The sequence below is a fragment of the Thermodesulfovibrio sp. TK500a genome (genome assembly GCF_055381765.1).
The window spans coordinates 739993-765623 of sequence record NZ_AP041606.1 but is presented as its reverse complement, the minus strand read 5'-3'; the positions used below and the strand labels follow the sequence as shown (position 1 = coordinate 765623).

26 protein-coding genes are annotated in these 25631 nt (G+C 38.6%); all 26 read right to left on the bottom strand.

Going from position 1 to position 25631, the window contains the following annotated elements:
* Position 1 precedes the first annotated feature (1 nt).
* Complete coding sequence (locus ACZ430_RS03960) at positions 2-943, bottom strand: CsgG/HfaB family protein (RefSeq protein ID WP_297211199.1); 942 nt, start codon at positions 941-943, stop codon at positions 2-4.
* A 13-nt stretch (positions 944-956) separates the two neighbouring features.
* Positions 957-1367 carry a curli assembly protein CsgF gene (locus ACZ430_RS03955; RefSeq protein ID WP_297211196.1) on the bottom strand — a complete coding sequence of 137 codons (411 nt, stop codon included), beginning with the start codon at positions 1365-1367 and terminating at the stop codon, positions 957-959.
* 13 nt (positions 1368-1380) lie between these two features.
* Positions 1381-1770 (bottom strand): CsgE family curli-type amyloid fiber assembly protein, encoded by a 390-nt coding sequence (locus ACZ430_RS03950; RefSeq protein ID WP_297211193.1) that lies wholly within the window; start codon positions 1768-1770, stop codon positions 1381-1383.
* 6 nt (positions 1771-1776) lie between these two features.
* Complete coding sequence (locus ACZ430_RS03945; RefSeq protein ID WP_464910712.1) at positions 1777-2337, bottom strand: hypothetical protein; 561 nt, start codon at positions 2335-2337, stop codon at positions 1777-1779.
* A gap of 81 nt (positions 2338-2418) precedes the next feature.
* Positions 2419-2958, bottom strand: coding sequence for a hypothetical protein (locus ACZ430_RS03940; protein ID WP_297211188.1), 540 nt, complete (start codon positions 2956-2958; stop codon positions 2419-2421).
* A 147-nt stretch (positions 2959-3105) separates the two neighbouring features.
* Positions 3106-3684, bottom strand: coding sequence for a response regulator transcription factor (locus tag ACZ430_RS03935; protein WP_297211186.1), 579 nt, complete (start codon positions 3682-3684; stop codon positions 3106-3108).
* Between the two features lie 83 nt (positions 3685-3767).
* Positions 3768-5060 carry a phenylacetate--CoA ligase family protein gene (locus tag ACZ430_RS03930; RefSeq protein ID WP_297211181.1) on the bottom strand — a complete coding sequence of 431 codons (1293 nt, stop codon included), beginning with the start codon at positions 5058-5060 and terminating at the stop codon, positions 3768-3770.
* 11 nt (positions 5061-5071) lie between these two features.
* Entirely contained in the window at positions 5072-5812 is a 741-nt protein-coding gene (locus ACZ430_RS03925; RefSeq protein WP_297211179.1) for an ABC transporter ATP-binding protein, read from the bottom strand.
* Positions 5813-5815: 3 nt separating this feature from the next.
* Positions 5816-6565 (bottom strand): ABC transporter ATP-binding protein, encoded by a 750-nt coding sequence (locus ACZ430_RS03920; protein ID WP_366934801.1) that lies wholly within the window; start codon positions 6563-6565, stop codon positions 5816-5818.
* Positions 6555-7511 (bottom strand): branched-chain amino acid ABC transporter permease, encoded by a 957-nt coding sequence (locus ACZ430_RS03915; RefSeq protein ID WP_297211172.1) that lies wholly within the window; start codon positions 7509-7511, stop codon positions 6555-6557. The genes ACZ430_RS03920 and ACZ430_RS03915 overlap by 11 nt, the downstream gene beginning before the upstream one ends.
* Before the next feature lies 1 nt (position 7512).
* A complete protein-coding gene (locus ACZ430_RS03910; RefSeq protein ID WP_297211168.1) occupies positions 7513-8400 on the bottom strand; it encodes a branched-chain amino acid ABC transporter permease in 888 nt (295 codons plus the stop codon).
* Positions 8401-8403: 3 nt separating this feature from the next.
* Positions 8404-9564, bottom strand: a complete 1161-nt coding sequence (locus ACZ430_RS03905; RefSeq protein WP_297211165.1) for an ABC transporter substrate-binding protein — start codon at positions 9562-9564, stop codon at positions 8404-8406.
* A 13-nt stretch (positions 9565-9577) separates the two neighbouring features.
* Positions 9578-10318: a pseudouridine synthase gene (locus tag ACZ430_RS03900; protein WP_297211162.1), complete on the bottom strand. Its 741-nt coding sequence runs from the start codon at positions 10316-10318 to the stop codon at positions 9578-9580.
* A gap of 2 nt (positions 10319-10320) precedes the next feature.
* A complete protein-coding gene (locus ACZ430_RS03895) occupies positions 10321-11292 on the bottom strand; it encodes a peptidylprolyl isomerase (protein ID WP_297211159.1) in 972 nt (323 codons plus the stop codon).
* An 11-nt stretch (positions 11293-11303) separates the two neighbouring features.
* Entirely contained in the window at positions 11304-12302 is a 999-nt protein-coding gene (hypE, locus tag ACZ430_RS03890; RefSeq protein ID WP_297211156.1) for a hydrogenase expression/formation protein HypE, read from the bottom strand.
* Positions 12295-13413: a fibronectin type III domain-containing protein gene (locus tag ACZ430_RS03885; RefSeq protein WP_297211153.1), complete on the bottom strand. Its 1119-nt coding sequence runs from the start codon at positions 13411-13413 to the stop codon at positions 12295-12297. The genes hypE and ACZ430_RS03885 overlap by 8 nt, the downstream gene beginning before the upstream one ends.
* The gene (argH, locus tag ACZ430_RS03880; RefSeq protein ID WP_297211150.1) at positions 13410-14786 is read right to left on the bottom strand and encodes an argininosuccinate lyase; all 1377 of its coding nucleotides are present in this window, start codon (positions 14784-14786) and stop codon (positions 13410-13412) included. Before argH ends, ACZ430_RS03885 begins: the two co-directional genes overlap by 4 nt.
* The gene (locus tag ACZ430_RS03875) at positions 14783-15214 is read right to left on the bottom strand and encodes a hypothetical protein (protein ID WP_297211148.1); all 432 of its coding nucleotides are present in this window, start codon (positions 15212-15214) and stop codon (positions 14783-14785) included. Before ACZ430_RS03875 ends, argH begins: the two co-directional genes overlap by 4 nt.
* On the bottom strand, positions 15196-15909 hold the full coding sequence (locus tag ACZ430_RS03870; protein ID WP_297211146.1) for a uracil-DNA glycosylase family protein: 714 nt from the start codon (positions 15907-15909) through the stop codon (positions 15196-15198). Before ACZ430_RS03870 ends, ACZ430_RS03875 begins: the two co-directional genes overlap by 19 nt.
* A 394-nt stretch (positions 15910-16303) precedes the next feature.
* A complete protein-coding gene (gene fusA / locus ACZ430_RS03865; protein WP_297211143.1) occupies positions 16304-18400 on the bottom strand; it encodes an elongation factor G in 2097 nt (698 codons plus the stop codon).
* A gap of 29 nt (positions 18401-18429) precedes the next feature.
* Positions 18430-19722 carry an adenylosuccinate lyase gene (gene purB, locus ACZ430_RS03860; protein WP_297211140.1) on the bottom strand — a complete coding sequence of 431 codons (1293 nt, stop codon included), beginning with the start codon at positions 19720-19722 and terminating at the stop codon, positions 18430-18432.
* Between the two features lie 2 nt (positions 19723-19724).
* A complete protein-coding gene (truB, locus tag ACZ430_RS03855; protein ID WP_297211138.1) occupies positions 19725-20633 on the bottom strand; it encodes a tRNA pseudouridine(55) synthase TruB in 909 nt (302 codons plus the stop codon).
* Complete coding sequence (locus tag ACZ430_RS03850; RefSeq protein WP_297211135.1) at positions 20611-22686, bottom strand: LPS-assembly protein LptD; 2076 nt, start codon at positions 22684-22686, stop codon at positions 20611-20613. Before ACZ430_RS03850 ends, truB begins: the two co-directional genes overlap by 23 nt.
* A complete protein-coding gene (locus ACZ430_RS03845) occupies positions 22683-23969 on the bottom strand; it encodes a bifunctional folylpolyglutamate synthase/dihydrofolate synthase (protein WP_297211132.1) in 1287 nt (428 codons plus the stop codon). Before ACZ430_RS03845 ends, ACZ430_RS03850 begins: the two co-directional genes overlap by 4 nt.
* Complete coding sequence (gene accD, locus ACZ430_RS03840) at positions 23969-24850, bottom strand: acetyl-CoA carboxylase, carboxyltransferase subunit beta (protein WP_297211129.1); 882 nt, start codon at positions 24848-24850, stop codon at positions 23969-23971. The genes ACZ430_RS03845 and accD overlap by 1 nt, the downstream gene beginning before the upstream one ends.
* The gene (trpA, locus tag ACZ430_RS03835) at positions 24850-25629 is read right to left on the bottom strand and encodes a tryptophan synthase subunit alpha (RefSeq protein ID WP_297211126.1); all 780 of its coding nucleotides are present in this window, start codon (positions 25627-25629) and stop codon (positions 24850-24852) included. Before trpA ends, accD begins: the two co-directional genes overlap by 1 nt.
* Between the last annotated feature and the right edge of the window lie 2 nt (positions 25630-25631).

The window sequence follows — 25631 nt, the reverse complement described above, 5'->3', positions numbered from 1 at the left end:
TCTAATATTTAAAAAGTTCTTTGCCAACATCTCTGCTTTCTTTTCTGAGTTCTGAACCCCCTTGTTCATTGTAAATTTCTCTGGATACTTTTGAGATTTCATTTTCATACTTTTTAATAACCCTTTCAAATTCTTTCATATCCTTGGGTTTCCAGAGGCCTGCTTTAGTGCCTTCAATGATAATATCATATACAGCTTTTTCAATAGCTTCTTGCACGGCCATCTCAACAGGTTCATTAGCTGCCATACCTGCCTCTGCCTCCAGTAGTCTGTTTAGCCTTACAAATCTGAAAATTCCCAGAGATAACATCTGGGAGAGAACAGTTTTTGAGGTTTGAACAGTTTTTAGAACAGCTCCATTTTTTACTGAAACTGCTCTCAGATATACGGTAACTTTGTCAACTCTGTATTCTGCAGAGCCTCCTGCACCAAAGTATTTTGCACCAACGCCTCCGGTGGTTACATTCGAATCATAACCGATAATCCCTCCTTCAAAGAGTATTCCCGCATAAAGAAGGGGAGGAAGGGGCTCGAAACTCTTTTTTTGCTCTTCATTAAGATAAATGTCTCTCATCTGAATTACTATTTTTCTCTCTTGAAGCAGATTTGAAAGACCCTCCCTTTCAACCGGTAAAAACCAACCACTGTCTTCTATTGCTTTGATTAGAATTGCCGTTGCTCCCTGAGTTACGGCAGTTGAAAAATTTGTCGCATTGCCAGGTGCTTTATACTGCCCTGTCTGGTCACGAAATTTGTAAACTGCCACAGGAATAGGATTTTCAGGTTTTGGAAGTGATATGAGTTCTTTATGGATAGAGGTTATATACTCTGGTCCACTTATAGCTCTTTGAGAGGCTATATTCGGAGTCATAGCCATACAGCCTGAAAAAGATACAATAAAAATGAGAAGAATGCCATATTTTAGAATTTTTGTATCAAACATAATTTATCTCCTTTCATGGAGTGTAGGGTATCTGAAAAGTAGTTTGCTGGCCAGTGCCTGGGTCAGTGACAAGCAGAGTAATGACGCGATTAACAGAGTCTTTTGTCACATTCACTCTTAATCCACCGATTATGTATTCGCCGCTGTCTGGCAGATTTGTACCATTGTTTTCATAGGCTTCATCAAGAAGGGCACTAAGATACTGAGCCTGATACATAGGAGCATACTGTTCAAGAAGTGATTTCTCCGTTGTCTTTTCCTTAAACTTATTCTGCATCTGCGCCTGTTGCAATAAAAAGTTACCGTTCAGAGGATTTCCTCCAAATGAGGGATTTGTAAACTGAAACATTAATTCACTACTTTCTGCGTTTACCATAAAGCAGAAAGAGAAAATTAAGAATGCTATAGAAGCTTTGATTACCATCTTATCTCCTTTGTCATCTTATTTTGCCCTCTTCTTCGAGGTATTTTTCATATTCTTTCCAGTTGTTTAAAAAATATCTTATTGTTTCTGTAGCTTCCATGACTTTCTCTTCTATATCATCAATTCTTGAGCTAATAAAATTCTGATATACCGTATTATCGTTGATTGATACGGATATTCTACTGCCAAATTGGGGGTCTACAAATTCATCTACTGTTATGTTAACTCTTCCGTCTGTCTCTAATTTGGTCTCCAGTGATATGTAAAGAAATTCATAAAAATCTCTTCCAATCTTTGTTTTCGTTCTGTCTATTACTAATCCTTCAATCTGGGCTGACGAATATGAACTAAGCAGACATATAAAGGTAAAAATAACGATAAAGCAAAATATATTCCTTCTCATTTTTTCTCACTGCACAATTATTGTAAAAAGGCCATAACCTATCTGAGTTTGACGGTTTTTATTGCCCATACTTCCTGTTAATCCTTGGATTTGATAAAGGCTGTTATAAAAACCTATCTGAGTAGCCGTTGCAGAATTATGAGAAGTATACTGTTCTTGAGATATTTTATTCCCTACTCCAAATTGTGAAGCCATGGCAAGATTATTCTGACCAGCTTGAGTCTGGGAGATACTGTTCATAAAACCCACCTGTTCTGAATTTAATAAATTTGCCATTCCTTTTTGACTCTGTGATGCGAAATTACCCATCCCAAATTGCCTGATGTATGCCATATTTAGAAATGAGTTTGGAGACTGTTTAATCTCTGCAATGTTCAGTACTCCATCTTCATGAATAGAGGCTTTATTTGATATGGATTGTTCAATGTAAGCATTATTTTTAATACCTATTTGTTCAATCTCAGCCACTGAACAACCGATGTATCCGTTGAAGCCACAATCAAAGGCATAGGAAATAGATGTAAATATCAGGAAAACGAAGATTACTAAAGTTTTTTTTATCTCCATATCTAAACCTCCTTTTCATTTAAAGGGGCGGATTTCCTCCGCCCCTCTGAAAACCCAGCACAAGGCCGATTTCTTCAGAAATTATTTCTGAAGAATCATGGCTGAGTTTGCAACTCCAATCTGTGATACTGTGGCAGTATAGTGTGAACCGCCAGTTGTTCCCTGTAAAATGGATGCAGTATTGCACATTCCACTCTGTCCAACCGAGGACAGGTTATGAGCGCTATACTGTTCAACAGAGGACTTGTTACCAAGACCACTCTGTGATACGTAGGCCTCGTTATAATCAGCGAGAAACCCACTTTGTTTAATGCTTGCCTGATTATTCCATCCTTCCTGTTCAACTATTGCCTTGTTGTGGTCTGCAAAAGGTGACTGCACAATAGACCCTTTATTGCCAACGCCATTTTGGTCAATAACTGCCAGATTAGATGCCCAGGAACCTCCATTTTGTTCTATAGAGGCCTGATTAAATCCTCCAACCTGAGTAATATCTGCTACTGTGCAACCATTGTATCCATTTGCTCCGCAAGGATTACAATTAAAGCAAGTAGCCATACTCACAGCTGGTATTCCGACAACTAAAAGCAAGGCTAAAATAATTTTTGTAAGTTTTGTCATTTTTTCACCTCCTCTCTTTTTTTATTTTTCATCTGCCCTGTGCCGAGCCTTTGATTTTAGAATATAGTATCTGAGCTCATAAGACAATTAATCGAAAGTATATTTTCTGAGGCAAAAGATTGAATCTAAAGATTGGAGGATAAATTTTTATTGGATGTTTTTCGAATAAATTTTTACCAGAGAAGCCCTACTTTTGATGTTAAACTTTTGAAAAATTCTATGCAGGTGTGCCTTTACTGTCTGTTCGCTAACAAATAATCTGGAGGATATTTCTTTGTTTGAGAGTCCTTCACATACAAGGTCTATTATTTCCTTTTCTTTCTCCGTTATCTTTATTCCACCAAATTTATTATAATTCTCTCGACTAATTAGTTCCTGAATGAGTTTGTCACTAAGCCATATCTGACCTTGATAAATTACTTTGAGTGCTTTTCTAAAGAGTTCGAGCTCTGTGTTGAATGAGATAATACCTCTTAGTTTGTATCTTATTAAATTATGGATGAGTTCTTCCTTTTTTAGTCCTGTATCTAAAAGGGCAATCTTACAGAAAGAGAATTTATCAGTCAGTCTGTCATTTAGTTCATATATGTCTGTTATTATTATGTCTGGTTTAATTGCTTGAGTTTCCTCTTCTTTTATTAAGATGAAACCTTCTTCATTTGAAATGCACTGGGAGAGTATTTCTGAAAAAAGCCTGCATTTTATTTTTATCAAAAGTTTAATCATACCCTATGTTAGGCTATATGAGGGCAAAAAAACAAACATCAAAGGTATGAAAAATTTTTATCTAAAGTTATCAATCCTTCGTTTCATCTTTTGTCAATAACTCTTTTTATTTTTTCTCCAATTTTTTCTATTGAACGCTTTTCTGCAAGTTTGATATTGACTGTTATACCTAACTCAGAGGCAATGCGGTCTTTTATGGCGTTCATTAGTTGTGTCTGTTCTCTCATTACATCAGAAAAAATATCCTCAGACATCTCAAGTAGTATGGTCATATGGTCAACGCCTGCCTGTCTTTCAATTATTATTTGATAATTGGGTTGTCTACCCTCTATTTCATGAAGAATTGTTTCAATTTGAGATGGAAATATTTTCATCCCCTTTATGATTATCATGTCATCTGTCCTTCCCATTATTCTGTCTATTCTTTTGAATGTTCTTCCGCAGGAACATTCACCAAGAATGAATCTCGTAAGGTCACCCGTTCTAAATCTTAAAACAGGAAATGCTTCTTTCGTTAAGGTTGTTATTACAAGCTCTCCTGTCTCTCCTTCTCTAACAGGCTCAAGACTCTGAGGGTCTATTATTTCAAAGAGAAAATGGTCTTCCTGAATGTGAAGCCCCTTTTTCTCAAGACATTCACCGGCCACACCAGGTCCCATAATCTCGCTCAGTCCGTAATTATCTGTAGCAGTGATTTTTAGTTTTTCCTCTATCTCTTGCCTCATTCTCTCAGACCAAGGTTCTGCTCCAAAAAGTCCAAATCTGAGTGACAGAGAGTTAGGATTAATATCCATATCTATTAGTGTATTTGCTATTAGAAGAGCATATGAAGGAGTTGATATAAGGGCAGTAGTTTTGTAGTCCTGAAGTATCTTTATCTGCTTTCTGGGGTTTTCAATTGATACAGGAATGACGGATGCGCCTATTTTTTCGGCACCGTAATGAAAACCAAAGGCGCCTGTGAAAAGTCCGTAGTTGAAGGCAATCTGGATGACATCATCCTTTGTTATGCCTCCTGAAGAAAGAATTCTTGCCACAAGTTCTGTCCATATCTTAAGGTCGTTTTTAGTGTATCCAACTACAATGGGCATTCCAGTTGTGCCTGAAGAGGTGTGAATTCTCACAACTTCTCTCAGAGGAACGGCAAATAGTCCGTAAGGATAGTTTTCCCTAAGGTCTGTTTTGGTGGTAAAGGGAATTTTACTTAAGTCTTCAAGGCTGGTGAAGCTATCGGGGTCAATTCCATTTCTATCAAACATACGGCGATAAAAAGGCACATTTCTGTAAACCCTGTGAATGGTAGACTGCAGTCTTTCAAGTTGAAGCTGTTGAAGTTCCTCCCTTTCCATACATTCTTTTTCTTTATCCCATATCATAGGATACCTCCTTAAATTCTTTCCTCTGCATCGAGGTCTCTTCCCAGATATGCTCGCTGAACATCTCTGTTTTGTATGAGACTCTCTGAACTACCTTCAAGAATCACTCTTCCTGTCTCGAGAACATATCCCCTGTCTGCTATTTTTAATGCATTTTTTGCATTCTGCTCAACAAGTAGAACCGTAAGTCCGTAAAGTTTTTTTAATTCTAAGATATACTGAAAAACTTCCCTTGCAATGTTAGGTGCAAGTCCCATGCTCGGTTCATCTAAAAGCAGCAGTTTAGGCTTACTCATAAGAGCTCTTCCAATGGCAAGCATCTGTTGTTCTCCTCCTGAGAGCGTTCCTGCAAGCTGTTTTCTTCTGTCTTTTAATTTGGGGAAGAGACTGTATATTCTTTCGGCCTCTTCAATGACTTCTCTCTTTCTATTAAATGAGTATCTTACATATGCACCTAAAAAGAGATTTTCCTCTACAGTAAGGGTGGAAAAGATTAGTCTTCCCTCAGGCACCTGAGAAATACCAATTCTTACAATATGTTCGGGAGTGTCTCTTGAGATTTCTACTCCATCAAAAAGTATACTTCCACTGGAGGGTTTGATTAGACCTGAGATAGTATTAAGGAGAGTAGTTTTTCCTGCGCCATTACTGCCTATTAGAGTGACAATTTCACCTCCCTTCACATGAAGGGATACTTTTTTTAATGTGTATAGCTTGCCGTAGTATACATCGAGATTTTTTAAGGTAAGCATCTTTCAGTCCTCACCGAGATAGGCCGAAATAACATGAGGGTTTTTCTGTATTGCAAGGGGCTTATCTTCTGCTATCACCTCTCCAAAATTAAGCACAGTAATCATATCGCTTATTCCCATGACAAGTTCCATGTCGTGTTCAACTATGAGTATTGTAACTCCTCGTTCATTACGGATTTTTTGGATAAGCTCGCTGAGATTTTTTGTCTCCCTCGTGTTAAGCCCTGCAGCAGGTTCATCGAGGAGAAGAAGTTGTGGGTCTGTTGCGAGAGCTCTTCCTATTTCAAGTAGTCTCTGTTCCCCTACAGGAAGATTTTTTGCAATTTCTCCTTTTCTGTGGCTCAGGTTTACATATTCAAGGAGTGAACCTCCTCTGCTTTTGGTTTTTTCATCTACTCCCCTAAAATTCAATCCAGATAATATAAACCCCTTGTGACTTTTCATATACATTCCAATGAGAATATTCTCAAGAACTGTAAGATTTCCGAAGAGTTCTATATTTTGAAATGTTCTTGCCAATCCCATTTGAGCCCTTCTGTAAGCTGAGAAATCTTTTATTGAGATGCCATTAAAGACAATATCTCCCTTGTCCATTTTCTCTATTCCACTTATAATATTCATGAGCGTTGTCTTTCCAGCACCGTTAGGACCAATAAGGGCGTGAATTTCACTTTTCCTCAGGCTAAAACTTACATTTCTGAGAGCTTTTATTCCACCGAAACTTTTTGATATATCTTTAATTTCAAGCATCATTCTTTCTTATCTTGATTAAGAATTTATTCCTGAAAACATCGATAACCATAGGCACAATACCCTTTCTCATAAATAAAAGAGATAGGGTTAGAATTAGCCCATACATGAGAATGTCAAATTCTTTGAAGCCTCTCAATACTTCGGGAAGAATGGTAATTATGATTGCTCCTGCAATTCCACCCCAAATGTTCGATATCCCTCCAATCACAACCATCATTAGGACTAAAACTGAATAGAAAAGAGAAAATCCACTGGGACTAAGGAAAGTTACATAATGGGCATAAAGAGCTCCTGCAAGGGAGGCATAAACAGCACTTAGAACGAATACTTTTATTTTAAGAAAAGTAATATTTATTCCAAGTGTCAAGGTTGCTATTTCGCTATCATGAATTGCCCTCAGTGCTTTACCTGTCATAGAATTAAGAAGATTTAGAGAGAAAATCATTATTAAGATAATGCATATCCAGATGAGATAAAAATATTCAACCGTTGACTGTAATGTATATCCAAAAATACTGAAGTGAGGGATGTCTCCAAAGCCAGAAGGGCCTCCAGGCCCCCATTCGTTGATAATTATGTGAATTATCTCTCCAAATCCCAGGGTTGCCACAGCAAGATAATGACCTTTCAATCTCAAGGATGGAATGGCCAGTAGAGTAGCAGCTATTGATGCAACAGCTATGGCTGTAATTATGCTTAGCATAACGGGCAGACCATAGGAGAGGCTTAAAATAGCAGAGACATATGCTCCAATGCCGTAGAACCCTGCCTGTCCAAGCGATATCTGTCCTGCATATCCCATGAGTATGGTTAATCCTATTGCCACTATTGAGTTAATTCCTATGAAAATGCCTACGGTAAGAATGTAGTTGTCTGTAGTCAACTGAGGGAAGAGAAAAACAAGAATTGTTAATAATAAAATAGCTATTGCGTTTTCTCTGTTCATATTAGAATTTTCTCAATTTCATGATTTCAGCTTTACCAAAAATTCCTGCCGGTTTTACAAAGAGTATGAAAAGCATTATAAGTAATGCTATAGCGTCTTTAAATCCGGAATGAATATATCCGGCAGTCAAGGCTTCCAGTATGCCTATACTAAATCCTCCTGCTACAGCGCCTCTGTTTCTGCCAAGTCCTCCCATAATAGCCGCACAAAATCCCTTGACCGAAAGCATAGCTCCCTTATCGTACTCCATAAGAGAAATGGGTGTTATAGCTATGCCACCTAATGCTCCAATTACCGAACTTATTATGAAAGATAGCATAACCACTTTTGATACATTTATTCCCATTAATCTGGCAGCTCTTATATTAATCGAACAGGCTCTCATTGCTCTTCCTGTCATAGTCTTATTGAAGAAAAGATATAGCAAGATTATGCATAGAACTGTTATTCCAATAACCCATAAAGTCTGTTGAGTTATTACAGCTCCATAGAAATTTATTGGCTCTCCTTCTGTAAAGGCTGGGTATGTGTAAGGGTCTTTGCCGAATTTGAACATTAGGATTCCCCTTATCAAGATTGATATAGCAATAGTTACCATTATCATCAGAAGAAGGTCGCCTTTCTTAAGGAGAGGCTTGATTGTAAGCCTCTCCATGATAAGACCTATAACTGCTGCTGTAAGCAAAGTGAGTGAAAAAGAAACAGAAAAGGGGAACTGCATTCCCTCGAGGAAAAACCACATCATAAGTCCGCCAATAACAACAAATTCACCTTGTGCAAGATTTATTATTGAGGTAGAATTGTAGACAATATTAAACCCTATACCCACAAGAGCGTAGACTGAACCGGTTGTCAAACCTGAAAACAGAAACTGTAAAAGTAAGGTCATCTGCTATTTCAATATCTCCCAATCTCCGTTTTTAACAATAACCATTTCAAAAGCAGAGACATCAAGCCCACAATGGTCATTAGGAGACATATTAAATATTCCACCTGTGCCTGGCCATTTTTTTATCTTATTCTCTATGTAGTCTCTTATTTTTTGTTTATCCGGTCCTACTTTCTTAATCGCCTCAACTACAATCATAAATGCATCATAAGCATGACCTCCGAAAGTGCTTGGTTCGGCTTTAAATCTTTGCTCGTAGTCAGTAGCGTACTTTTTGAGGAGTGCCTTTTGAGGATGTTTATCGGGAAGTTTGTTCCATACAACAAGTCTTCCAAGAGGAGCTATGACACCTTCTGCAGCTTTTCCTGCAAGTTCTATATTTTTCTTGCTTCCCCAACCATGACTCTGAAAGAGTGGAATACCCATTTTAAGGGCATACCAATTTTTAGTAACTATTACCTGTCCAGGACCTATGGACCAATTAATCACTGCCTGTGCTCCGGCAGCTTTAATTTTTGTAAGCTGGGCAGTCATGTCAGTGTCTTTCGGTCCATATCTTTCATCGGCAACAATTGAAATTCCAAACTTTGAAGCTAACTCTGTAAGTGCTTTTCTGCCTGAATCTCCAAAGCCTGTTGTAATTGTCAAAATTCCCACTTTCTTAATGCCCCGTTTCTTCATGTATGTGTAAATTGCCTCAACAGCACTTGTGTCATACTGGGCTGTTTTAAAAATCCAGTATCTCTCTTTTACAGGCTGAGTTATGTTTGCTCCTGCGGCAGCTGAAATTAAGGGAGTTTTAGCTTGAGTCATTATTGGAACAAGAGCCATTGACTCTCCAGTCGTTGAAGGCCCGATAATTGCAAGGACTTTATCCTTTTCGAGTAATTTTTTGGCTGCAAGAACAGCCTGAGTTTCGTCACTCTTAGAATCCTCAATGATAACCTCAAGGGGATGTCCATTTATGCCTCCTGATTTGTTAATCTGTTCAGCAAGCATTAGGACAGTATTTTTTTCGGGTTCTCCAAGAAAAGATGCCGCTCCTGTTACTGAGAATATGGCTCCTATTCTGTAAGGTTCTTTACAATGGGAAGTAATCGGAGTGAAAAACGTAAAAACAAGGAAGATTAAAAGACATAAACACAACTTGCCCAAGCCTTTCATTGTAACCTCCCGATTATTTATTTTTTGTTGGGTCTCTGGGCTTTGTTTTGCTCTTTAACTGTTCTATCTCCTCCTTTGTAAGAGGCCTTAACTGACCGGGTTTAAGCTCACCAAGTCTTACTCCATCAATTGCCACTCTTATTAGCCTTATTACAGGATGACCAACTCTTTCAAGCATCTTTCTAATCTGTCTTTTTCTTCCCTCATGGAGAGTAATTCTTATCCAAGAATTTGCCTTAAGAGTTCTTACTAAATTGACGCTAACAGGAACAGCCAATCGTCCTTCTATTTTCACTCCTTTTCGTAACTTTTCAATAGTCTCTCTCTCAATAAGTCCTTCAACTTTTACCATATAGGTCTTCTCTATCTGGGAACTCGGATGCATTATCTGATGGGCTAATGCTCCATCATTGGTAAGAAGTAGTAGCCCTTCCGAGTCAAAATCGAGCCTTCCGACAGGATAAACTCTGAATTTTATCCCCTTAAGAAAGTCCTTCACCGTCGGTCTTCCTTGAGGATCTAATAGAGAGGTTATTACTTTTCTTGGTTTATAGAAGGCATAGTAGACTTTTGGTTCAGGTTTGATTAGAAGCTTTCCATCAACTTTTATGTAGTCTCTTTCAGGATCTGCTTTTTGACCTAATATGGCCACATTTCCATTAACTGTTACCCTTCCTTCTTTTATAAGTTCTTCCGCCTGTCTTCTTGATGTGATACCAAAATCTGATAGTATTTTCTGAAGTCTCTCTGCCATTTTTAATCCATGACCTCAATATAAGCTCTCTGCCGTAAGCCTCTTATCCAGAGTCTGTATTCTTTCTTGAATTTTTCGTCCTCAATTATTGTTCTTACATAATTTTTCAATGTTTCGGAATTTTTCTTGAAGCACAATCCATCAAGTTTGAATATGTATACTCCATTCGCCGTTACCAGAGGCTCACTTATTCCGCCTACATTCATTTTTGAAAAAACATTTGATAGTTCGGGAGATATTTCGCTCCTTTTAAGTAGCCCTATAGACCCTCCGGTTCTTGCAGAGGCATCCTCGCTTAACTGAGAGGCTACTTTACTGAAAGACTCTCCTTGAATTAGCCTTTTTATTGCCTCATTTATCTTGTCTTTTACTTGCTCCTGATTGTCTCTCATTTTAATGAATATCTGACTTACATAATAGCCTTCTTCTTCGCAAGAAAGTTCAGGATGGGATGAGATGTATGAATTAATCTCAGAGTCCGTAATTATAATTTTACTTCTCACCAATGAATTTACGGCTCTTCCTATTATTATCTGCTCTTTCATCATCTTCTTGTAATCATTCAAAGTCATACCTTCTTTTTTGAGACTTTCCTCAAACTCCTTATCATTAAGACCGTATTTCCTTTTAATATCGTTAATAGCAGCCTCTATCTCGCTGTCGGACACAAAAATTCCATATCTTTCCGCTTCTTCTATTTGTAGTTTTGTATCGATAAGTCTTTCAAGAAACTCTTCTTCTCTCTGTTTGAAATATTTGAATTTTTCGTCAGGATTTAGATTTTTAATTTCATCTCTTGAGATAAACTCCATGTATTTATAAAGTTCGCTCCAAGTAACAACTTCCCTGTTGACTACAGCTAAAACTCTGTCTACAAAAAATTTCTCCTGGGCAAATGAAATACTAAAAGTAAGGGCTTGAACACTGAAGAGTAGAAATAATAAAAGTAAAAATATGAAAAAACTTTTTTTCATATTAGGCTCCTTTAACATATTCTTGGCAACTGCTCTCCTGGAAGCATATCTACAAGTCTTGTGCCTCCAATAATGGTTTTAAGCATTACTTTGCCTCCATCTCCTATGACCTCTCCAATTATAGCAGATTCTGCTCCAAAAGGATGAGCCTTCATTATTTCAATAATTTTCTCAGCAGCCTCTGCTTTCACAATGGCTATAAAAATTCCTTCATTTGCCACATACAGAGGGTCAAGGCCAAGAAGGTCACAGGCTCCTTTTACTGTGGGGTGTAGAGGTATGTCTTGCTCATAGATTAAGATATTCTTATTTGATTCAATTGCAAGTTCTTTAAGAGTTGTAGCAACACCTCCGCGGGTTGGGTCTCTCATTACTTTTACAGAGGCCGAATGCTCTCTCATAATGTCTCCTATAAGACCGTTTAGTGCCCTTGTATCACTTAGGACAGGTGGTTGGAAAGTGAAGCCGTTTCTCTCGCTCATAACAGCAATTCCGTGATTTCCAATAGAGCCACTTATGAGGATTTTGTCGCCCATTTCAATTTTCAGAGGGGAAAGCTCTACTCCTTCGGGAATTACTCCTATTCCAGAGGTATTTATAAAAATTCCGTCTCCCTTTCCTTTGTCTACAACTTTAGTATCTCCCGCAACAATTTTTACTCCTGCTTTTTGGGCAGAAGAGGCAATGCTGCTAAGTATTCTTTCAAAATCAGACAGGGCAAACCCTTCCTCAAGAATAAAGCCAACAGTTAGATAAAGGGGAACTGCACCAACTACTGCGAGGTCGTTCACAGTTCCATTAATTGCAAGGTCTCCAATATCGCCGCCTGGGAAAAAGATAGGAGAGACAGTATAAGAATCAGTAGTTATAGCTATTTTTCCTGAATGATTAAGAGAAACTATGGCAGAATCCATAAGAGAAGGCAGTTCAAAAATAGGTGCAATATATTTTTTAATAAGTTCGTGCATAAGCTTGCCGCCACTTCCGTGACCGAGAAGAATCCTATCCATCCTGCACCTCCACTTTTATTTCGACTGCCTCACTCTCTTTTAAAGGAGCTTCCGAAGTGATTTTATAATAAACCGGCGATTTTATGGTATTCATATTAAACTCGGCGTCAAAGAATAGAGGAATCATTGTTTCACCAATGAGTTCGTAAATCTTTCCATCTGCCTTTTTTCTATATATTCGATAGCCTTTTATCCATTTTTCCTTGCACTCTCTCCACGAAATATAAACTCCTTGCTCAGTAACAGACCAGAAAACTTCTTCAGGCTTTGTGGGAGTAAAAGATTCAATGGGAACTTTTGTTTCAATGCCTTTGCTTTCCATATATGCTGATTCATAGGATTTAGAAGTAGTAATAACATAGGGAATTTCCGATTGAGAGTTTTCTTTGTAACTGCTTATGCTTCCGTAAAGAAGTTCGTCTAAAAAGAAGTTTCTATCTGTGGAGCCAATCTTTACTCTTTCGCCTTTTTGATTTACTCGGTATATGTTATAGGTCAATGAATTCTGTGCATCCCATGAGAGCATTACGCCTTCAGGATTAATTTTATAAGTAATATTTTCCACCTCAGGTAATTTTTGAGGAGTAATTACAGCCTCTGTTGGTTTGCTGTATATACCTTTTGGTCTTATGGCAAAGATACGATATCTGTAAGTTTCTCCGAAGGTAAAATCTTTGTCCTCAAGGGAGGTCGTCTCTTTATTGTAGTAACCAAGAGTTTTTTTCTCTCCTTTGCTTTCTCTCTCTATGAGGAAGCTTTCTATTTTAGTTTTTTCTTTTTCAGGATAACTCCAGGAAATTAATATTTTGTCATAGGTGGCTGAAAGGGTAAGTTTTGAAACTGCTTCTGGCTGGAGATAATCATCAAGATTTGGGTCAAGCTTTCTTCCACAGGCTGTAAGAAGGAATAGTAAACTTAATATAAATAGGAAAATTGATGCCCTATTGAGCGATTTAGCTATTTTGGGGTAACAGTTCTTTACGAAGCGAAGCGTAAAAAAGCCGCAACTGTTTGAGCTCCTTAGGAGCGAGTTTTGCGGCTTTAGCGTAGCGAGTTTAGAACTGTCCAAAAATAGCTCATGAGCGAAAGAGGGCATCAGCGTCTTCTTCATTCCTTCAACCTCTTCCTAAGCATCCTTATCTGCTCCTTTACACTCTTCTTTGAGGTGCTTCCATAGGAGCTTTTTGCCTCAATTGAACCTTCAGGCTTAAGTATGGCATAGAGGTCTTTTTCAATTTTCGGCGAGAATTTCTTTAATTCCTTTATGCTTAATTCGTTGAGATTTTTACCCTTTTCAATACAGTAAAGCACAATCTTACCTGTTATTTCATGGGCATTTCTAAAGGGAACTCCCTTCTTTACAAGATACTCTGCAATGTCTGTAGCTGTGGTGTAGCCACTTCCGCAAGCCTCTTTCATTCTCTCTTTGTTGAATTTTATCTCCGGAAGCATTTCTGTAATTACTCTAAGGCTCATTCTTACCGTGTCAATCGTATCAAAAACAGGCTCTTTGTCTTCCTGCATGTCTCTGTTGTAGGTAAGGGGAAGTCCTTTCATGGTTGTAAGCATGCTAACCAGATTTCCGTAAACTCTGCCTGTTTTCCCTCTAATTAACTCTGCCGGGTCTGGATTTTTTTTCTGGGGCATCATGCTTGAGCCAGTGGAGAATTTATCAGGTAGCTCAATAAATCTGAATTCATCCGTTGCCCAAAGGATTATCTCCTCAGCAAGCCTGCTTAAATGCATCATGAGCATAGCACCACAGTATAAAACATCAAGGACAAAGTCTCTGTCTGAGACTGCATCCATGCTGTTTGGAATTGGTTCTTCAAAACCAAGCTCCTTTGCGGTAAAATGCCTGTCAATTGGAAGGCTGCTTCCTGCAAGGGCACCTGCACCAAGAGGGCATAGATTGAGCCTCTTTAAAGCCTCTTTCAGCCGCTCCCTGTCTCTTTCAAGCATCCATGCATAAGCAAGGAGATGTTGACTTAGAAGCACAGGCTGGGCTTTCTGTAGATGAGTATATCCGGGCATAATTGTATCAATGTTTTTTTCTGCAAGATTAACCAGAGTTTTCCCAAGCTTCTCTGCTAACTCTATTAACTCATTCAATCTTTTTCTCAAATAAAGTCTTAAGTCTGTTGCAACCTGGTCGTTTCTTGAGCGGGCTGTATGAAGCTTTGCACCAGCAGAGCCTGCTTTTTCAATCAAAGCTCTCTCAATGTTCATGTGTATATCTTCAAGCTCTTCTTTGAACTGAAACTTTCCCTCTTTGATTTCCCTTTCAATTTCAGCAAGTCCCTTTAAAATCTGCTTTAGCTCCTCTTCAGTGATAATGCCCTGTTTGCAGAGCATCTTTGCGTGAGCACGGCTTCCTTCAATGTCTTCCTGCCAGAGCCTCCTGTCAAAAGAGATTGACTGGGAAAACTCCTCAAGAGTCTTAGCTGTCCCTTCCTTAAACCTACCACCCCACGGTTTTTTCATCTATGCTTTACCTCTTTTATATCTGTCAACAATTTTTTTCTGAGTGCTTCAAGAAATTTTAATGCTGAATACTTTGCATGATCATAGTCGTAATATTCTCTAATATTTTTACGCCAATAATCCATAAGTTCATTATCATTTGAGGCAATCATTCCTCCATATTCATGAAGACGGATGATACTTCTTTCAACATCTTTAAGGGTAAAATCAAAAGGAAGTTCTACTACTAAGACAATTTTGCTATTCCCTCTCACATAAATATAAAACTCAAACCAAGTAGTGTTCCAAGCACCCTGAATTTTTTTTATACACGAGATACCGTATCTTGATAAATCGCTGAGTAAGAAAGAAGCTTTATTTTCTCCCGGAAATTCTTGTAAATTCCAGAGTGCTTTAGTTAATTGCTTTTTTATGTTTCCTCTAAACACCTCTTTAACTCCTTGAAATCTTCAAGAATAATGTTGTCATTTTTACTTAGATGTTTTCTCATATTCATACCTTTAATACCTGTATGAAAGAGTGGAAATATTTTTATTTTTGGGAAAACTTCGCTTTTTTCTGCTATAATCTTGCCTGCTAAATCGTTTAATGTTTTGACTTTTTTAGGTATTTTAAAAATTTCAAGCATTATATTTAGTGCCTCCAGTCCAAGTGTGGCTACAATTTTAGGTTGTATGATTTCTATCTGTCTTTTAAGAAATTGAGAACAGTTCCTGAAGTGTTTCTTTTGAGGTTTGTTCTTATTTCCAGAACTCTCATTTCCTTCTCTCAAGCATAAAACAGCATTTGTCAAATAAATATCTTTCTTATCAATTTTTGCTTTTTCAAGGTAATACATTAAGTTACGAAAGGTTGGACTATACTCATTATATGGTTTTGGAATTTTACCCCCATTTTTTTTAATCCATTCTTTTAAATACTCCTCACTTCCCCAATCTTGCCCAACTATCATTAATTTAGCATCATAATTTTTGAATGCATCATTCCAGTAACCTATGGTTTCAGGAGGGGGTATATTCTTTAAATAGAATGGATTAACAAGTTCTGGACAACAGTTTTCGCAATAGTTTTTGCAATTACTAATTATTTCTCTTAATTTCGTTATTTCGTCTTCTTTACTCATTTTCTATTCCTTAAATCTCTAATTTTCAAAATCTCAAAAAAGTTTTTTTATCAAACAAATAATTGCTATATTGAGCGACTTTTAAAATTTTTGTGTAACAATTCTTAGCGAAGCGGAACGTCCACAGCCAAAACTGTTTGAGCCTGAAAGGCGAGTTTTTTAGCTGTAGTGGAGGAAGCTTAGAATTGTCCAAGAATTTTGCGGGAGCGAAATATAGCATTAACAGATGCTTTAATAAGCGACTTATAGATCTTATGGTAACAATTCCAGATGAGCGAAGCGTGAAACAGCCGCAACTGTTTGAGCTCCTTAGGAGCGAGTTTTGCGGCTGTAGCGTAGCGAATTCGGAATTGTCAGAAGATTTATATGAAGCGATACAAAGCATCTGTTAAATTCACTCCTCTGCCTTTGCCTGACGCTCTTTCTGTCTCTGCTCAATTATCTTTTGAGCAATATGAGAGGGCACTTCCTCATAGTGGGAAAACTCCATTGAGTATATACCCCTTCCCGATGTCATGCTGTGAAGCTGATTGGCATATGTTAGCATCTCTGCCATTGGCACAAGGGCTGTTATCTTTTGATTTCCTCCAGCCTGTGGGTCAACACCCTGAACCTTGCCTCTACGGGAGTTGAGGTCTCCTATGATTGTTCCCAGTGTTTCATCGGGCACAATTATCTCAGCCTTCATAATTGGCTCAAGCAGTACAGGTTTAGCATCCATAAAGGCTTTTTTAAGAGCAAGAGCACCGGCTATTTTGAAAGCCATTTCAGAGGAATCTACAGGATGATAAGAACCATCATAGAGAGTTACTTTCATGTCAATTATTGGATAGTAGGCAAGAATTCCCTCTTTCATCGTCTCAACTATGCCTTTCTCCACAGCAGGGCGATACTGTTGAGGAATAACACCGCCTACGATTTTATCAACGAACTCATATCCTCCACCTCTTGGTAAAGGCTCAATCTGAATCCAGCAGTCTCCATACTGACCTCTTCCACCGGACTGCTTTTTATATTTGCCCTGGGCAGAGGCAGAAGCCCTGATTGTCTCTCTGTAAGGCACTTTTGGTGCCATTAGGTTAACTTCGACTCCAAATTTTCTTTTAAGTTTTTCAAGGGCAACTTCTATATGAACCTGCCCCATTCCGCTTAAAATCATGTCCTTTGACTCTTCATCCCTTGAAAACTTAAGAGTAGGGTCTTCCTCAAGAAGTTTATGTAACCCTGCGCTGACCTTTTCCTCATCACCCCTTGTTTTTGGTGCAATTGCATAGGAGATAATAGGCTCGGAGAATCTTACCTCTGGAAGCAGAATCGGATTGTTTTCATCGCAAAGAGTGTGCCCTGTGAGAGTATCTTTTAGTTTCACTGTTGCTACAATCTCGCCAGGTCCTGCTTTCTGGCAGGGATTTTGTGTTTTGCCGAGTATGTAGTAAATCTGGCCAATCCTTTCCTTTGTCCCTGTGTTGGGATTAAGAACTGTAGAGTCAGCCTTAAGCACACCTGAAAAAACTCTTATGTATGATATTTTGCCTGCAAAGGGGTCTATGGTGGTTTTGAAAACATAGGCAGCAAGCGGAGCTGTCTCGGAGGGTTCTCTTTTTGCTTCGCTGCCATCTTTTGGATTAGTACCTTTTATGGGATATATGTTTGCTCTTTCCTGTGGGTCTGGAAGAGTGAGAATTATGCTATCAAGTAAAGCATCAACTCCTATGCCCAGCAAGGCTGAACCAGCAAGGACAGGGATGAATCTGCGGGCAATTGAGGCATCATGAAGCCCTTTTCTTAATTCCTCCTCGGTGAGCTCTCCTCCTTCAAGATACTTTTCGAGCAGGCTATCATCAAGCTCCGCAATTTTCTCAACGAATCTCTTTCTGTATTCCTCAACTTTTGATGAAAGCTCGGAAGGGATAGGCACTTCTTTTACTGATTTTCCATCCTGCTCGTAGGCTTTAAGTGATATGAGGTCTACTATTCCTCTTAAGCCAGGACCCTCGCCAATTGGCAGCGTAAGGGGAATTGCCTCCTGACCAAAAACTTTTTCAATCTCTGCAACTGCTCTATCAAAGGATGCGTTTTCCTTGTCAAGCTTGTTTACGAAAACTACTCTTGGAAGGTCGTAGTCATCGCAGTATTTCCAGATTCTTTCAGTCTCGGCCTTTACTCCCGAAAGGGCACTGACAATTACAACAGCACCGTCGGAGACCCTCAAAGCGTTTTTTGTATCTTCAAGAAAATTAACAAAACCCGGTGTATCTATAATATTAATTCTGTGCTCTTTGTAATCACAATAAGCAACTTTGCAACTCAGTGTCATGTTTCTTGCAAGTTCTTCAGGCTCGTAGTCAATTACTTTACCTGTGCTTTCACCTGTAACCACCCTGTCAATTTGCCCTGTTTTAAAAAGTATCTGTTCCGCAAGCTTTGTGTTACCTGCACCTGCATGGGCTACAATTGCTACATTTCTAATTTTTGTAATCTCTCTACTCATAAAACGCCCTCCTCGTATTTTTCAAATTTCTATCCAAACACTCTTCTGTAAATATGGTCTATGTTTCTTGTGTAATAGTTTAGCTCAAAAATTCCTTTTATTTCATCTTCATTGAGATATTTCCTCACTTCCTCGTCCATAAGAAGCAGTTCCATGAATGGTATGCCTTCTTTCCAGCTCCGCATAGCATTGGACTGGACAATCTTGTATGCCTCCTCACGAGTAAGCCCCTTCTCTACAAGAGCAAGTAATACCCGCTGGGAGTTGAAAAGTCCATAACTTAGGTCAATATTTTTAAGCATCCGTTCTGGATAAACCCTCATGTCTTTGATTATTCCGTAGAGTCTATTAAGCATATAGTCAACAAGGATGCAATTGTCGGGAATTATTACTCTCTCAACAGATGAGTGGGATATGTCTCTGTCATGCCAGAGTGCAATGTTTTCGTAGGATGCAAAAGCATTACTTCTTATAAGGCGGGCAAGGCCGCTTAGGTTTTCGCATCCCACAGGGTTTCTCTTATGAGGCATTGCAGAAGAGCCCTTCTGCCCTTCTGTGAATGGTTCTTCTGCCTCTAAAACCTCTGTTCTCTGAAGATGCCTTATCTCAACGGCAATCTTTTCAATCATGGCAGCAATAAGAGCAAGAACACTTAAAAACTCTGCATGCCTATCTCTCTGCACAACTTGAGTTGCCACAGGCTCAGGTTTAAGCCCAAGTCTTTTAAGGGCAATCTCCTCAATCTCTGGAGGCATGTTTGAGAATGTGCCCACAGCACCAGAAATTTTACCGACTGAAATTCTCTCAATTGCTGAAGCGAGTCTATCAATGTTTCTTACTGCTTCCTCATACCAGAGTGCAAATCTCAAGCCAAAACTTGTAGGTTCTGCATGGACTCCGTGACTTCGTCCCATGCATATAGTATCTTTATACTGAAATGCCTTCTCTTTAAATAGCTCCTTAATCCTTTTTAAATCCTCCATTATCAACTCTCCAGCCTCTTTCATAAGCAATGCCTGGGCAGTATCAACGACATCAGAAGAGGTAAGTCCCATGTGGATGAAACGAGATACAGGACCAACCTTTTCAGCCACTGCAGTCAAAAAAGCTATCACATCGTGCTTGACAGTTGCTTCAATCTCATCAATTCTTTTTAAATCAAAGTCTGCCTTTTCTTTAATCTCCCGTAAAGCTTCCTCAGGAATCTTTCCAAGCTCAGCCCATGCCTCACATACAGCAATCTCAACAAGAAGCCATTTCCTAAACTTGTTCTCCTCACTCCAAATACTTCCCATCTCTTTTCTCGTATATCTCGGAATCATCTTTATCCCTCCTCCCAGATAATTCTTTCAGGCTTTATTACTACACCATTACCATAGCCTATTCCAATGATTTTACCACTATTATCCTTTACTTTAACCCATCCTGCCGGGACTATTCCCGAAGGTATTTTAACGGTATTGCCATTAAGAAATCTTGGAATTAGACTATCCTGCATTTTGATAGAAGGCAGAAAATACAATGCCCTGTCTATTGATAAAATACTTTTTTGAAGCTGAAACCTCAAATCTGAAGTCTCAAGATTATTTGACAGTAGACTCTTCAACTCTTCTAACTCTATCGAATCCTCCAATCTAAACTCTCCAATCCTTGTTCTTGTAAGCTCTACTACGTGAGCTCCAATTTCGAGTTTCTCTCCTATGTCGTGGCATAGAGACCTCACATATGTTCCCTTACTGCATACTACTCTGAATGTCACGAATGGTGGTTCAAAGTTTTCTATTTTAATTGAGTGGATAATCACCTTCTTTGGTTTTCTCTCTATTTCAATTCCTTTTCTTGCAAGTTCATGTAAAGGCTTGCCTTCAACTTTTACTGCCGAATACATGGGCGGAATCTGCATTATCTCTCCTGTAAATTCTCTGATAACACGTTCAAGCCCTTCTATTTTAATCTCAAAACTCTCTAACACCTTCACTACTTTCCCATCGGCATCGTAGGTATCTGTGGAAACTCCAAATTTTGCTTTGAAGACATACTCTTTCTCAAGCTCCGTCAGAAAAGGGGAAATCTTGGTTGCCTCATTTATGCAAACAAGAAGAAGTCCCTTAGCCATAGGGTCAAGAGTGCCAGCATGGCCAGCTTTTTTTACCTTTAGAAGTTTTTTAACCTTTGTAACAGCCTGCTGACTCGTTATCCCTATTGATTTGTTAAGAAGTAGCAGAACGTTCATATAACCTTACAGGACCTAAACCTTTCAACTCAAACATTATTAAAAAGCTAAATTCAGAAGTCTGTCTCCCCTTTATTTCAACCGGTCTTCTTGTTATGTGAATGTTCGCTGCCCAGCAACTCTCGGCATATCTAAGGTGCATAGAGCTTTTTCTTAGACCTGCTCCCTTGCCGTCATAGTTTATATTGGCTGTAGCAGACCATCTTTCAGTAAGTTTTTTAACAACTGTCATTGCATAGGATTTTACTCCGCTTTCTTTATCCTGAAAACTGTATTGGTCTCTTAAGGTAGGTGACCACAAGTATGCAGGACTGAGTGCTCCTTCTCTTGTGTATCGCTGACTTATGGATAGGGAGGTGTTTTCTTCGGGTGTGAAGCTAATGGAGGAGTTAAATCTCTCCATACGCTTTTTGCTTATATTCTGATAGGTATCAAAACTAAAGGATAGCTTCCATAGAGAGAGCCTTCCTTCTACTAAAATTGGATAAAGTTTGTCCCACTCATTCTTTGCTATCATGTCATAAACTTGGCTAATCCTTCCTTCGAGACTTAAGCTTTTGAAATCAAGCTTATTGTAAACTCCAACTCTTATGAGAGCTGTATCATCAATAGATTCTATTTCTTTCAGTATAGGAGGCTTGCCGCTTACTCCGATAAAAACACCCTCTATGAAGGGTTCAATTATGTGTTGGAATTTTTCATTAATTTTGTAAAGTCTTGTGAAAATTTTTGGATTATAGCTTACCATACTTCTGTTTGAAGTATTATCATAGGGAGAGGTTTTTTCGAGATTGTAGAAAATCTGATTTACACTTAAACTCTGACTTAACTTTAAAGCATCTCCCAATGTATGTCTGAGTTGAGGATTAAGCTCAAATCTCTGTCCTTTAAGGCCATCTTCTTTGTAAAAGTAAGAAGCATTTACATTAAAGGTTAAATCAAAATCGCCAATTCTATATGGATAAACCATATAACCTATCTCGGCTTTTCCGGGAGGGCTGGTTCCATCAGTTTTCAAGTCTTTCCAACCTTGTCCTAAAAGGTAAAATCGAGAACCAACAGCTGGAACAGATAGTTCAAGAGAAGACTGAAGAAATCGGTCATATCTGGCAGTAAGGTCTTTTCCGAATTCCTTGAAAAGATAGGTGTTTGAAGTTGAACGAACATCTCCATACTGCTTGTAAAAGTCATTTTTATTAACATAGTTAAGGTCAGCAAGAAGGTCAAAGTGTTTTAATTTTTGTAAGTGCATACCCCTTAATTCATAGTAGTTTTTTTCAAGTTCTCTATCTTTTATCTGGTATGCAAACCACATTCCTTTAGCGTCAAAGTCTAAATATCTGTATTCAATTCCCTTTCCAATGCCGGTTTTAGAAAAATAATCCAGATAGAAGGTAGCATCCTTGTTACTGTCAATAACAAGATAATAGGCAGGGCTAAATCTAAAACCTCTTGTGTTTGAGTTGCCAAATTTTAGCGGTAAAAAACCAGATTTTTTTGTGCCTCCACCAGGCCCCCAAAATACTGGAGAGAAGGCAACAGGAATGTCTTTAACCCGAAAAGTTGTAAATTTAGCAATCATAGATTCGTCTACCACTAGGTCTACATATTCACCGGTAATGCACCAGGGTTGAGCTTTGTCTGGTTCGGGCTCGCAAGTAGAAAAGGTTGCCTTTCTTGCCTTGTATTTTATTTCGCTAAGTCTTTGAACTTCTTCAGCCCTCAACCAAATGTCTTGCTTTTTTATGTGAATTAGAGCTTTTTTGAAGTTACCTGTTTTTTTGTCTGCATTAAAAACTCCCTCCTCTGCCCAAGCAGTTATCTCTTCGTCTTCATAAAAGACATCGCCATAAGCCTCTACATCATTTGTTTTTTCATAATAAATTACCTTTTGAGCTTTTACTTTAAAGTTATCTTCGTTCAATTCAACATTCCCCACGGCAATGCTCTTTTGTTCCTCTTCAAATCTCTCAAGGCTTTCTGATACAATCTCTACAGCATAGGAAAGGGTAGGGAGGATTAAAAATATCAAAAGAGTAATCAACTTCCTCATAGAAGCTCTCCGAGGGTTCTGTGAAGAGATTTTTCTCCAAATTTTTCCTTTAGCTCTCCAATTAGATAGGCCGAACCGGTGCAAAGGAGAAATCTATTAGTATTTTCTCTGCAAAGGGTCATAGCCTTTCTAAAGGCCTCCAATACATTTCCTTCGGAATTTATCTTAGATGAAATTCCATTAATTCTCTTTTTGAGTTCTTCATACTTAAGTGCTCTTTCATAATGAGGGGTTGTGAAGATAATTTGCTCTGCATAGCCATCCAGTTGTCTTAAGAAGCCATTTAAATCCTTATCCTCCATAATTCCAAAAACAACAATAGGCTTTTTTTCTGTAAGTATTTTAAGGGTGTTTACCACTGCTTTTATGGCCTGAGGATTGTGGGCAATATCAAGGATTACCAATGGGTCTCTGGATATAACTTCCAGTCTGCCTGGCATTTTTACATTTCTTAAGGCTTCCCTTATTTTAAATTCATCATAATTGGGGAATAGGGTCATAAAAGCTTTAAGGGCAACAGATGCATTCTCTACTTGATGAACTCCTGTGAGCGATAAGGATAAATTTAGCTTTAGATTTGAATCGATATAATCAAATGATAGTCCGTCAAAATTGATGGAGTTTAACTCTCCTTTGAAATCTCTGCCGTATATGAATAACTCTGAACCTCTCTCTTCAGCCTTTTTGTTTATTACTTCTTGGGCTTCCTTTTCCTGAGAAGAGCATATTACAGGAACTCTGTCTTTGATTATTCCAGCCTTTTCTGCTGCTATACAGGAAAGGTCACTTCCAAGATATTGCTGATGGTCCAATCCTATTCTTGTTATCACGGATATAGCAGGTCTGACTACATTAGTTGCATCAAGCCTGCCTCCCATTCCTGTCTCAAGCACTGCGTAATCAACGTCTTTTTCTTTAAAGTAGAGAAAGGCCATGACAGTTATGTATTCAAAGAAAGTAAGTTCTTCTCCATAGGGCTTAATTTTCCCTATAAGTCTTACTACTTCCTCTTCTTCAATCTCCCTATCGTCAACGACAATCCTCTCGGAAAATCTTATAAGATGTGGAGATGTAAAAAGCCCTACTTTAAACCCCTGTGATTTGAGCAAGGAGTATATTATCTTTGAAACAGAGCCTTTTCCATTTGTTCCTGCAACATGAATGGAGTAAAAGCTATATTGAGGATTTCCCAATTTTTCTAAAACTGACAGTACCCGTTCAAGGCCTAACTTTATACCTTTTGTTCTTCGGCTGTAAAGCTCATCTATTAGTTTTCTATACATCATCTTCCGTTTTTAATCTCTTCTTGGGAGATTTCCGAAAGAGTTGTAGATGACATGAGTATATCAATAATTTTAGAAATAGTATTTTTCAGTTCCCGTCTCTCAACGACAATATCTACCATCCCGTGGTCAAGCAAAAATTCTGCCCGCTGAAAACCCTCGGGAAGCTGCTGTTTAATTGTCTCCTGAATTACTCTTGGGCCTGCAAAGCCGATAAGGCTTTTAGGTTCAGCAATAATTACATCGCCGAGCATTGCAAAAGAGGCTGTTACGCCTCCGAAGGTCGGATCTGCAAGCACAGATATATAGAGAAGTCCAGAGGCTTTCAATTTGCCTATAGCTTGGGAAGTTTTTGCCATCTGCATGAGAGAAAACATTCCTTCTTGCATTCTTGCACCGCCTGAAGAAGAGACTACTACGAGAGGAAGCTTTTTATCAATAGCTCTTTCTGCAGCTCTTGTTACCTTTTCGCCCACCACAGTGCCCATGCTTCCACCCATAAAAGAGAAGTCAAGGACAGCTATGACTACATCTGTGCCGTTTATCTTTGCATCTCCATATATGGCAGCTTCTTTAATGCCAGATTTTTTCTCATTATCTATCAGTCTGTCTTTATAGGGTATGGTGTCCTTAAATCCTAATGGGTCTGGGCTTGTAAGCTCTCCATCAAGCTCTTTAAAACTTCCATTGTCCGTTAGAAGACTTATCCTTTCCTTCGCTGAGATGCGGAAGTGATAGTTACATTTCGGACATACCTTAAAGTTGTTCTCCAGCTCTTTGCGATAGATTATCTCCTTGCAGTTTTCACACTTAACCCACAATCCTTCGGGAATTTTTACCTTCTTTTCTATCTTGGGTTCTTTCCTTTTAAACCATCCCATTATATGGCCTCTCTCAAAGATTTTATGAAATCCCTCGCATATTCGGGACTTTCATGGAATGCCTTTACAATGGCGCTTCCAACAATTACTCCATCGGCATGTTGAGATACATATTTTGCCTCCTCGGCATTGCTTACGCCAAAACCTAAACATACGGGTTTGCCTGCTTTCTTAACAGTGTCAATATGTTTTTGAAAGGTGCTGTCAAGCTTAAGAGATGCTCCTGTAATGCCAGTTATGGAAACATAATATACAAATCCTGTCGAAGCTTTTACAATTCTTTTTATTCTATCAAAAGTAGAAGTTGGTGCAACAAGAAATATAGTATCAATTTTGTATTTTTTTGCAAGACTTATGTATGGATTTGCCTCTTCCACTGTTAAATCGGGAAATATGACTCCGCTTATACCTGCTTTACTGGCATCCTGAAAAAATCTCTCCACACCGTAGCAATAAACAGGGTTTAGATAGGTCATAAGGATAATGGGAGACTTTATTTCTACCTTAAGGCTACTTAGAAATTGAAGTATTTTTTTTAGCGTTGTGCCAGAAGAAAGGGCTCTTTCTGCTGCTTTCTGTATTGTGGGACCGTCAGCAAGGGGGTCTGAAAAGGGAACTCCAAGTTCTATTAGGTCTGCTCCAGACTGCTCGAGTATTTTTAGCCTTTCTGCTGTAGTCTCAAGATTTGGGTCTCCTGCCATAATGTAAGGAATAAAGGCTTTTTTACCCTCAGCTTTTATCTTTTCAAGTTTACTTCTAACTTTAAATCCCTCTTTCATGC

Bases quoted from the DNA above. Each gene is read 5' to 3' on its own strand.
- ACZ430_RS03960 (WP_297211199.1), bottom strand. From the start codon at position 943: ATGTTTGATACAAAAATTCTAAAATATGGCATTCTTCTCATTTTTATT.
- ACZ430_RS03955 (WP_297211196.1), bottom strand. From the start codon at position 1,367: ATGGTAATCAAAGCTTCTATAGCATTCTTAATTTTCTCTTTCTGCTTT.
- ACZ430_RS03950 (WP_297211193.1), bottom strand. From the start codon at position 1,770: ATGAGAAGGAATATATTTTGCTTTATCGTTATTTTTACCTTTATATGT.
- ACZ430_RS03945 (WP_464910712.1), bottom strand. From the start codon at position 2,337: ATGGAGATAAAAAAAACTTTAGTAATCTTCGTTTTCCTGATATTTACA.
- ACZ430_RS03940 (WP_297211188.1), bottom strand. From the start codon at position 2,958: ATGACAAAACTTACAAAAATTATTTTAGCCTTGCTTTTAGTTGTCGGA.
- ACZ430_RS03935 (WP_297211186.1), bottom strand. From the start codon at position 3,684: ATGATTAAACTTTTGATAAAAATAAAATGCAGGCTTTTTTCAGAAATA.
- ACZ430_RS03930 (WP_297211181.1), bottom strand. From the start codon at position 5,060: ATGATATGGGATAAAGAAAAAGAATGTATGGAAAGGGAGGAACTTCAA.
- ACZ430_RS03925 (WP_297211179.1), bottom strand. From the start codon at position 5,812: ATGCTTACCTTAAAAAATCTCGATGTATACTACGGCAAGCTATACACA.
- ACZ430_RS03920 (WP_366934801.1), bottom strand. From the start codon at position 6,565: ATGATGCTTGAAATTAAAGATATATCAAAAAGTTTCGGTGGAATAAAA.
- ACZ430_RS03915 (WP_297211172.1), bottom strand. From the start codon at position 7,511: ATGAACAGAGAAAACGCAATAGCTATTTTATTATTAACAATTCTTGTT.
- ACZ430_RS03910 (WP_297211168.1), bottom strand. From the start codon at position 8,400: ATGACCTTACTTTTACAGTTTCTGTTTTCAGGTTTGACAACCGGTTCA.
- ACZ430_RS03905 (WP_297211165.1), bottom strand. From the start codon at position 9,564: ATGAAAGGCTTGGGCAAGTTGTGTTTATGTCTTTTAATCTTCCTTGTT.
- ACZ430_RS03900 (WP_297211162.1), bottom strand. From the start codon at position 10,318: ATGGCAGAGAGACTTCAGAAAATACTATCAGATTTTGGTATCACATCA.
- ACZ430_RS03895 (WP_297211159.1), bottom strand. From the start codon at position 11,292: ATGAAAAAAAGTTTTTTCATATTTTTACTTTTATTATTTCTACTCTTC.
- hypE (WP_297211156.1), bottom strand. From the start codon at position 12,302: ATGGATAGGATTCTTCTCGGTCACGGAAGTGGCGGCAAGCTTATGCAC.
- ACZ430_RS03885 (WP_297211153.1), bottom strand. From the start codon at position 13,413: ATGAAGAAGACGCTGATGCCCTCTTTCGCTCATGAGCTATTTTTGGAC.
- argH (WP_297211150.1), bottom strand. From the start codon at position 14,786: ATGAAAAAACCGTGGGGTGGTAGGTTTAAGGAAGGGACAGCTAAGACT.
- ACZ430_RS03870 (WP_297211146.1), bottom strand. From the start codon at position 15,909: ATGAGTAAAGAAGACGAAATAACGAAATTAAGAGAAATAATTAGTAAT.
- fusA (WP_297211143.1), bottom strand. From the start codon at position 18,400: ATGAGTAGAGAGATTACAAAAATTAGAAATGTAGCAATTGTAGCCCAT.
- purB (WP_297211140.1), bottom strand. From the start codon at position 19,722: ATGATTCCGAGATATACGAGAAAAGAGATGGGAAGTATTTGGAGTGAG.
- truB (WP_297211138.1), bottom strand. From the start codon at position 20,633: ATGAACGTTCTGCTACTTCTTAACAAATCAATAGGGATAACGAGTCAG.
- ACZ430_RS03850 (WP_297211135.1), bottom strand. From the start codon at position 22,686: ATGAGGAAGTTGATTACTCTTTTGATATTTTTAATCCTCCCTACCCTT.
- ACZ430_RS03845 (WP_297211132.1), bottom strand. From the start codon at position 23,969: ATGTATAGAAAACTAATAGATGAGCTTTACAGCCGAAGAACAAAAGGT.
- accD (WP_297211129.1), bottom strand. From the start codon at position 24,850: ATGGGATGGTTTAAAAGGAAAGAACCCAAGATAGAAAAGAAGGTAAAA.
- trpA (WP_297211126.1), bottom strand. From the start codon at position 25,629: ATGAAAGAGGGATTTAAAGTTAGAAGTAAACTTGAAAAGATAAAAGCT.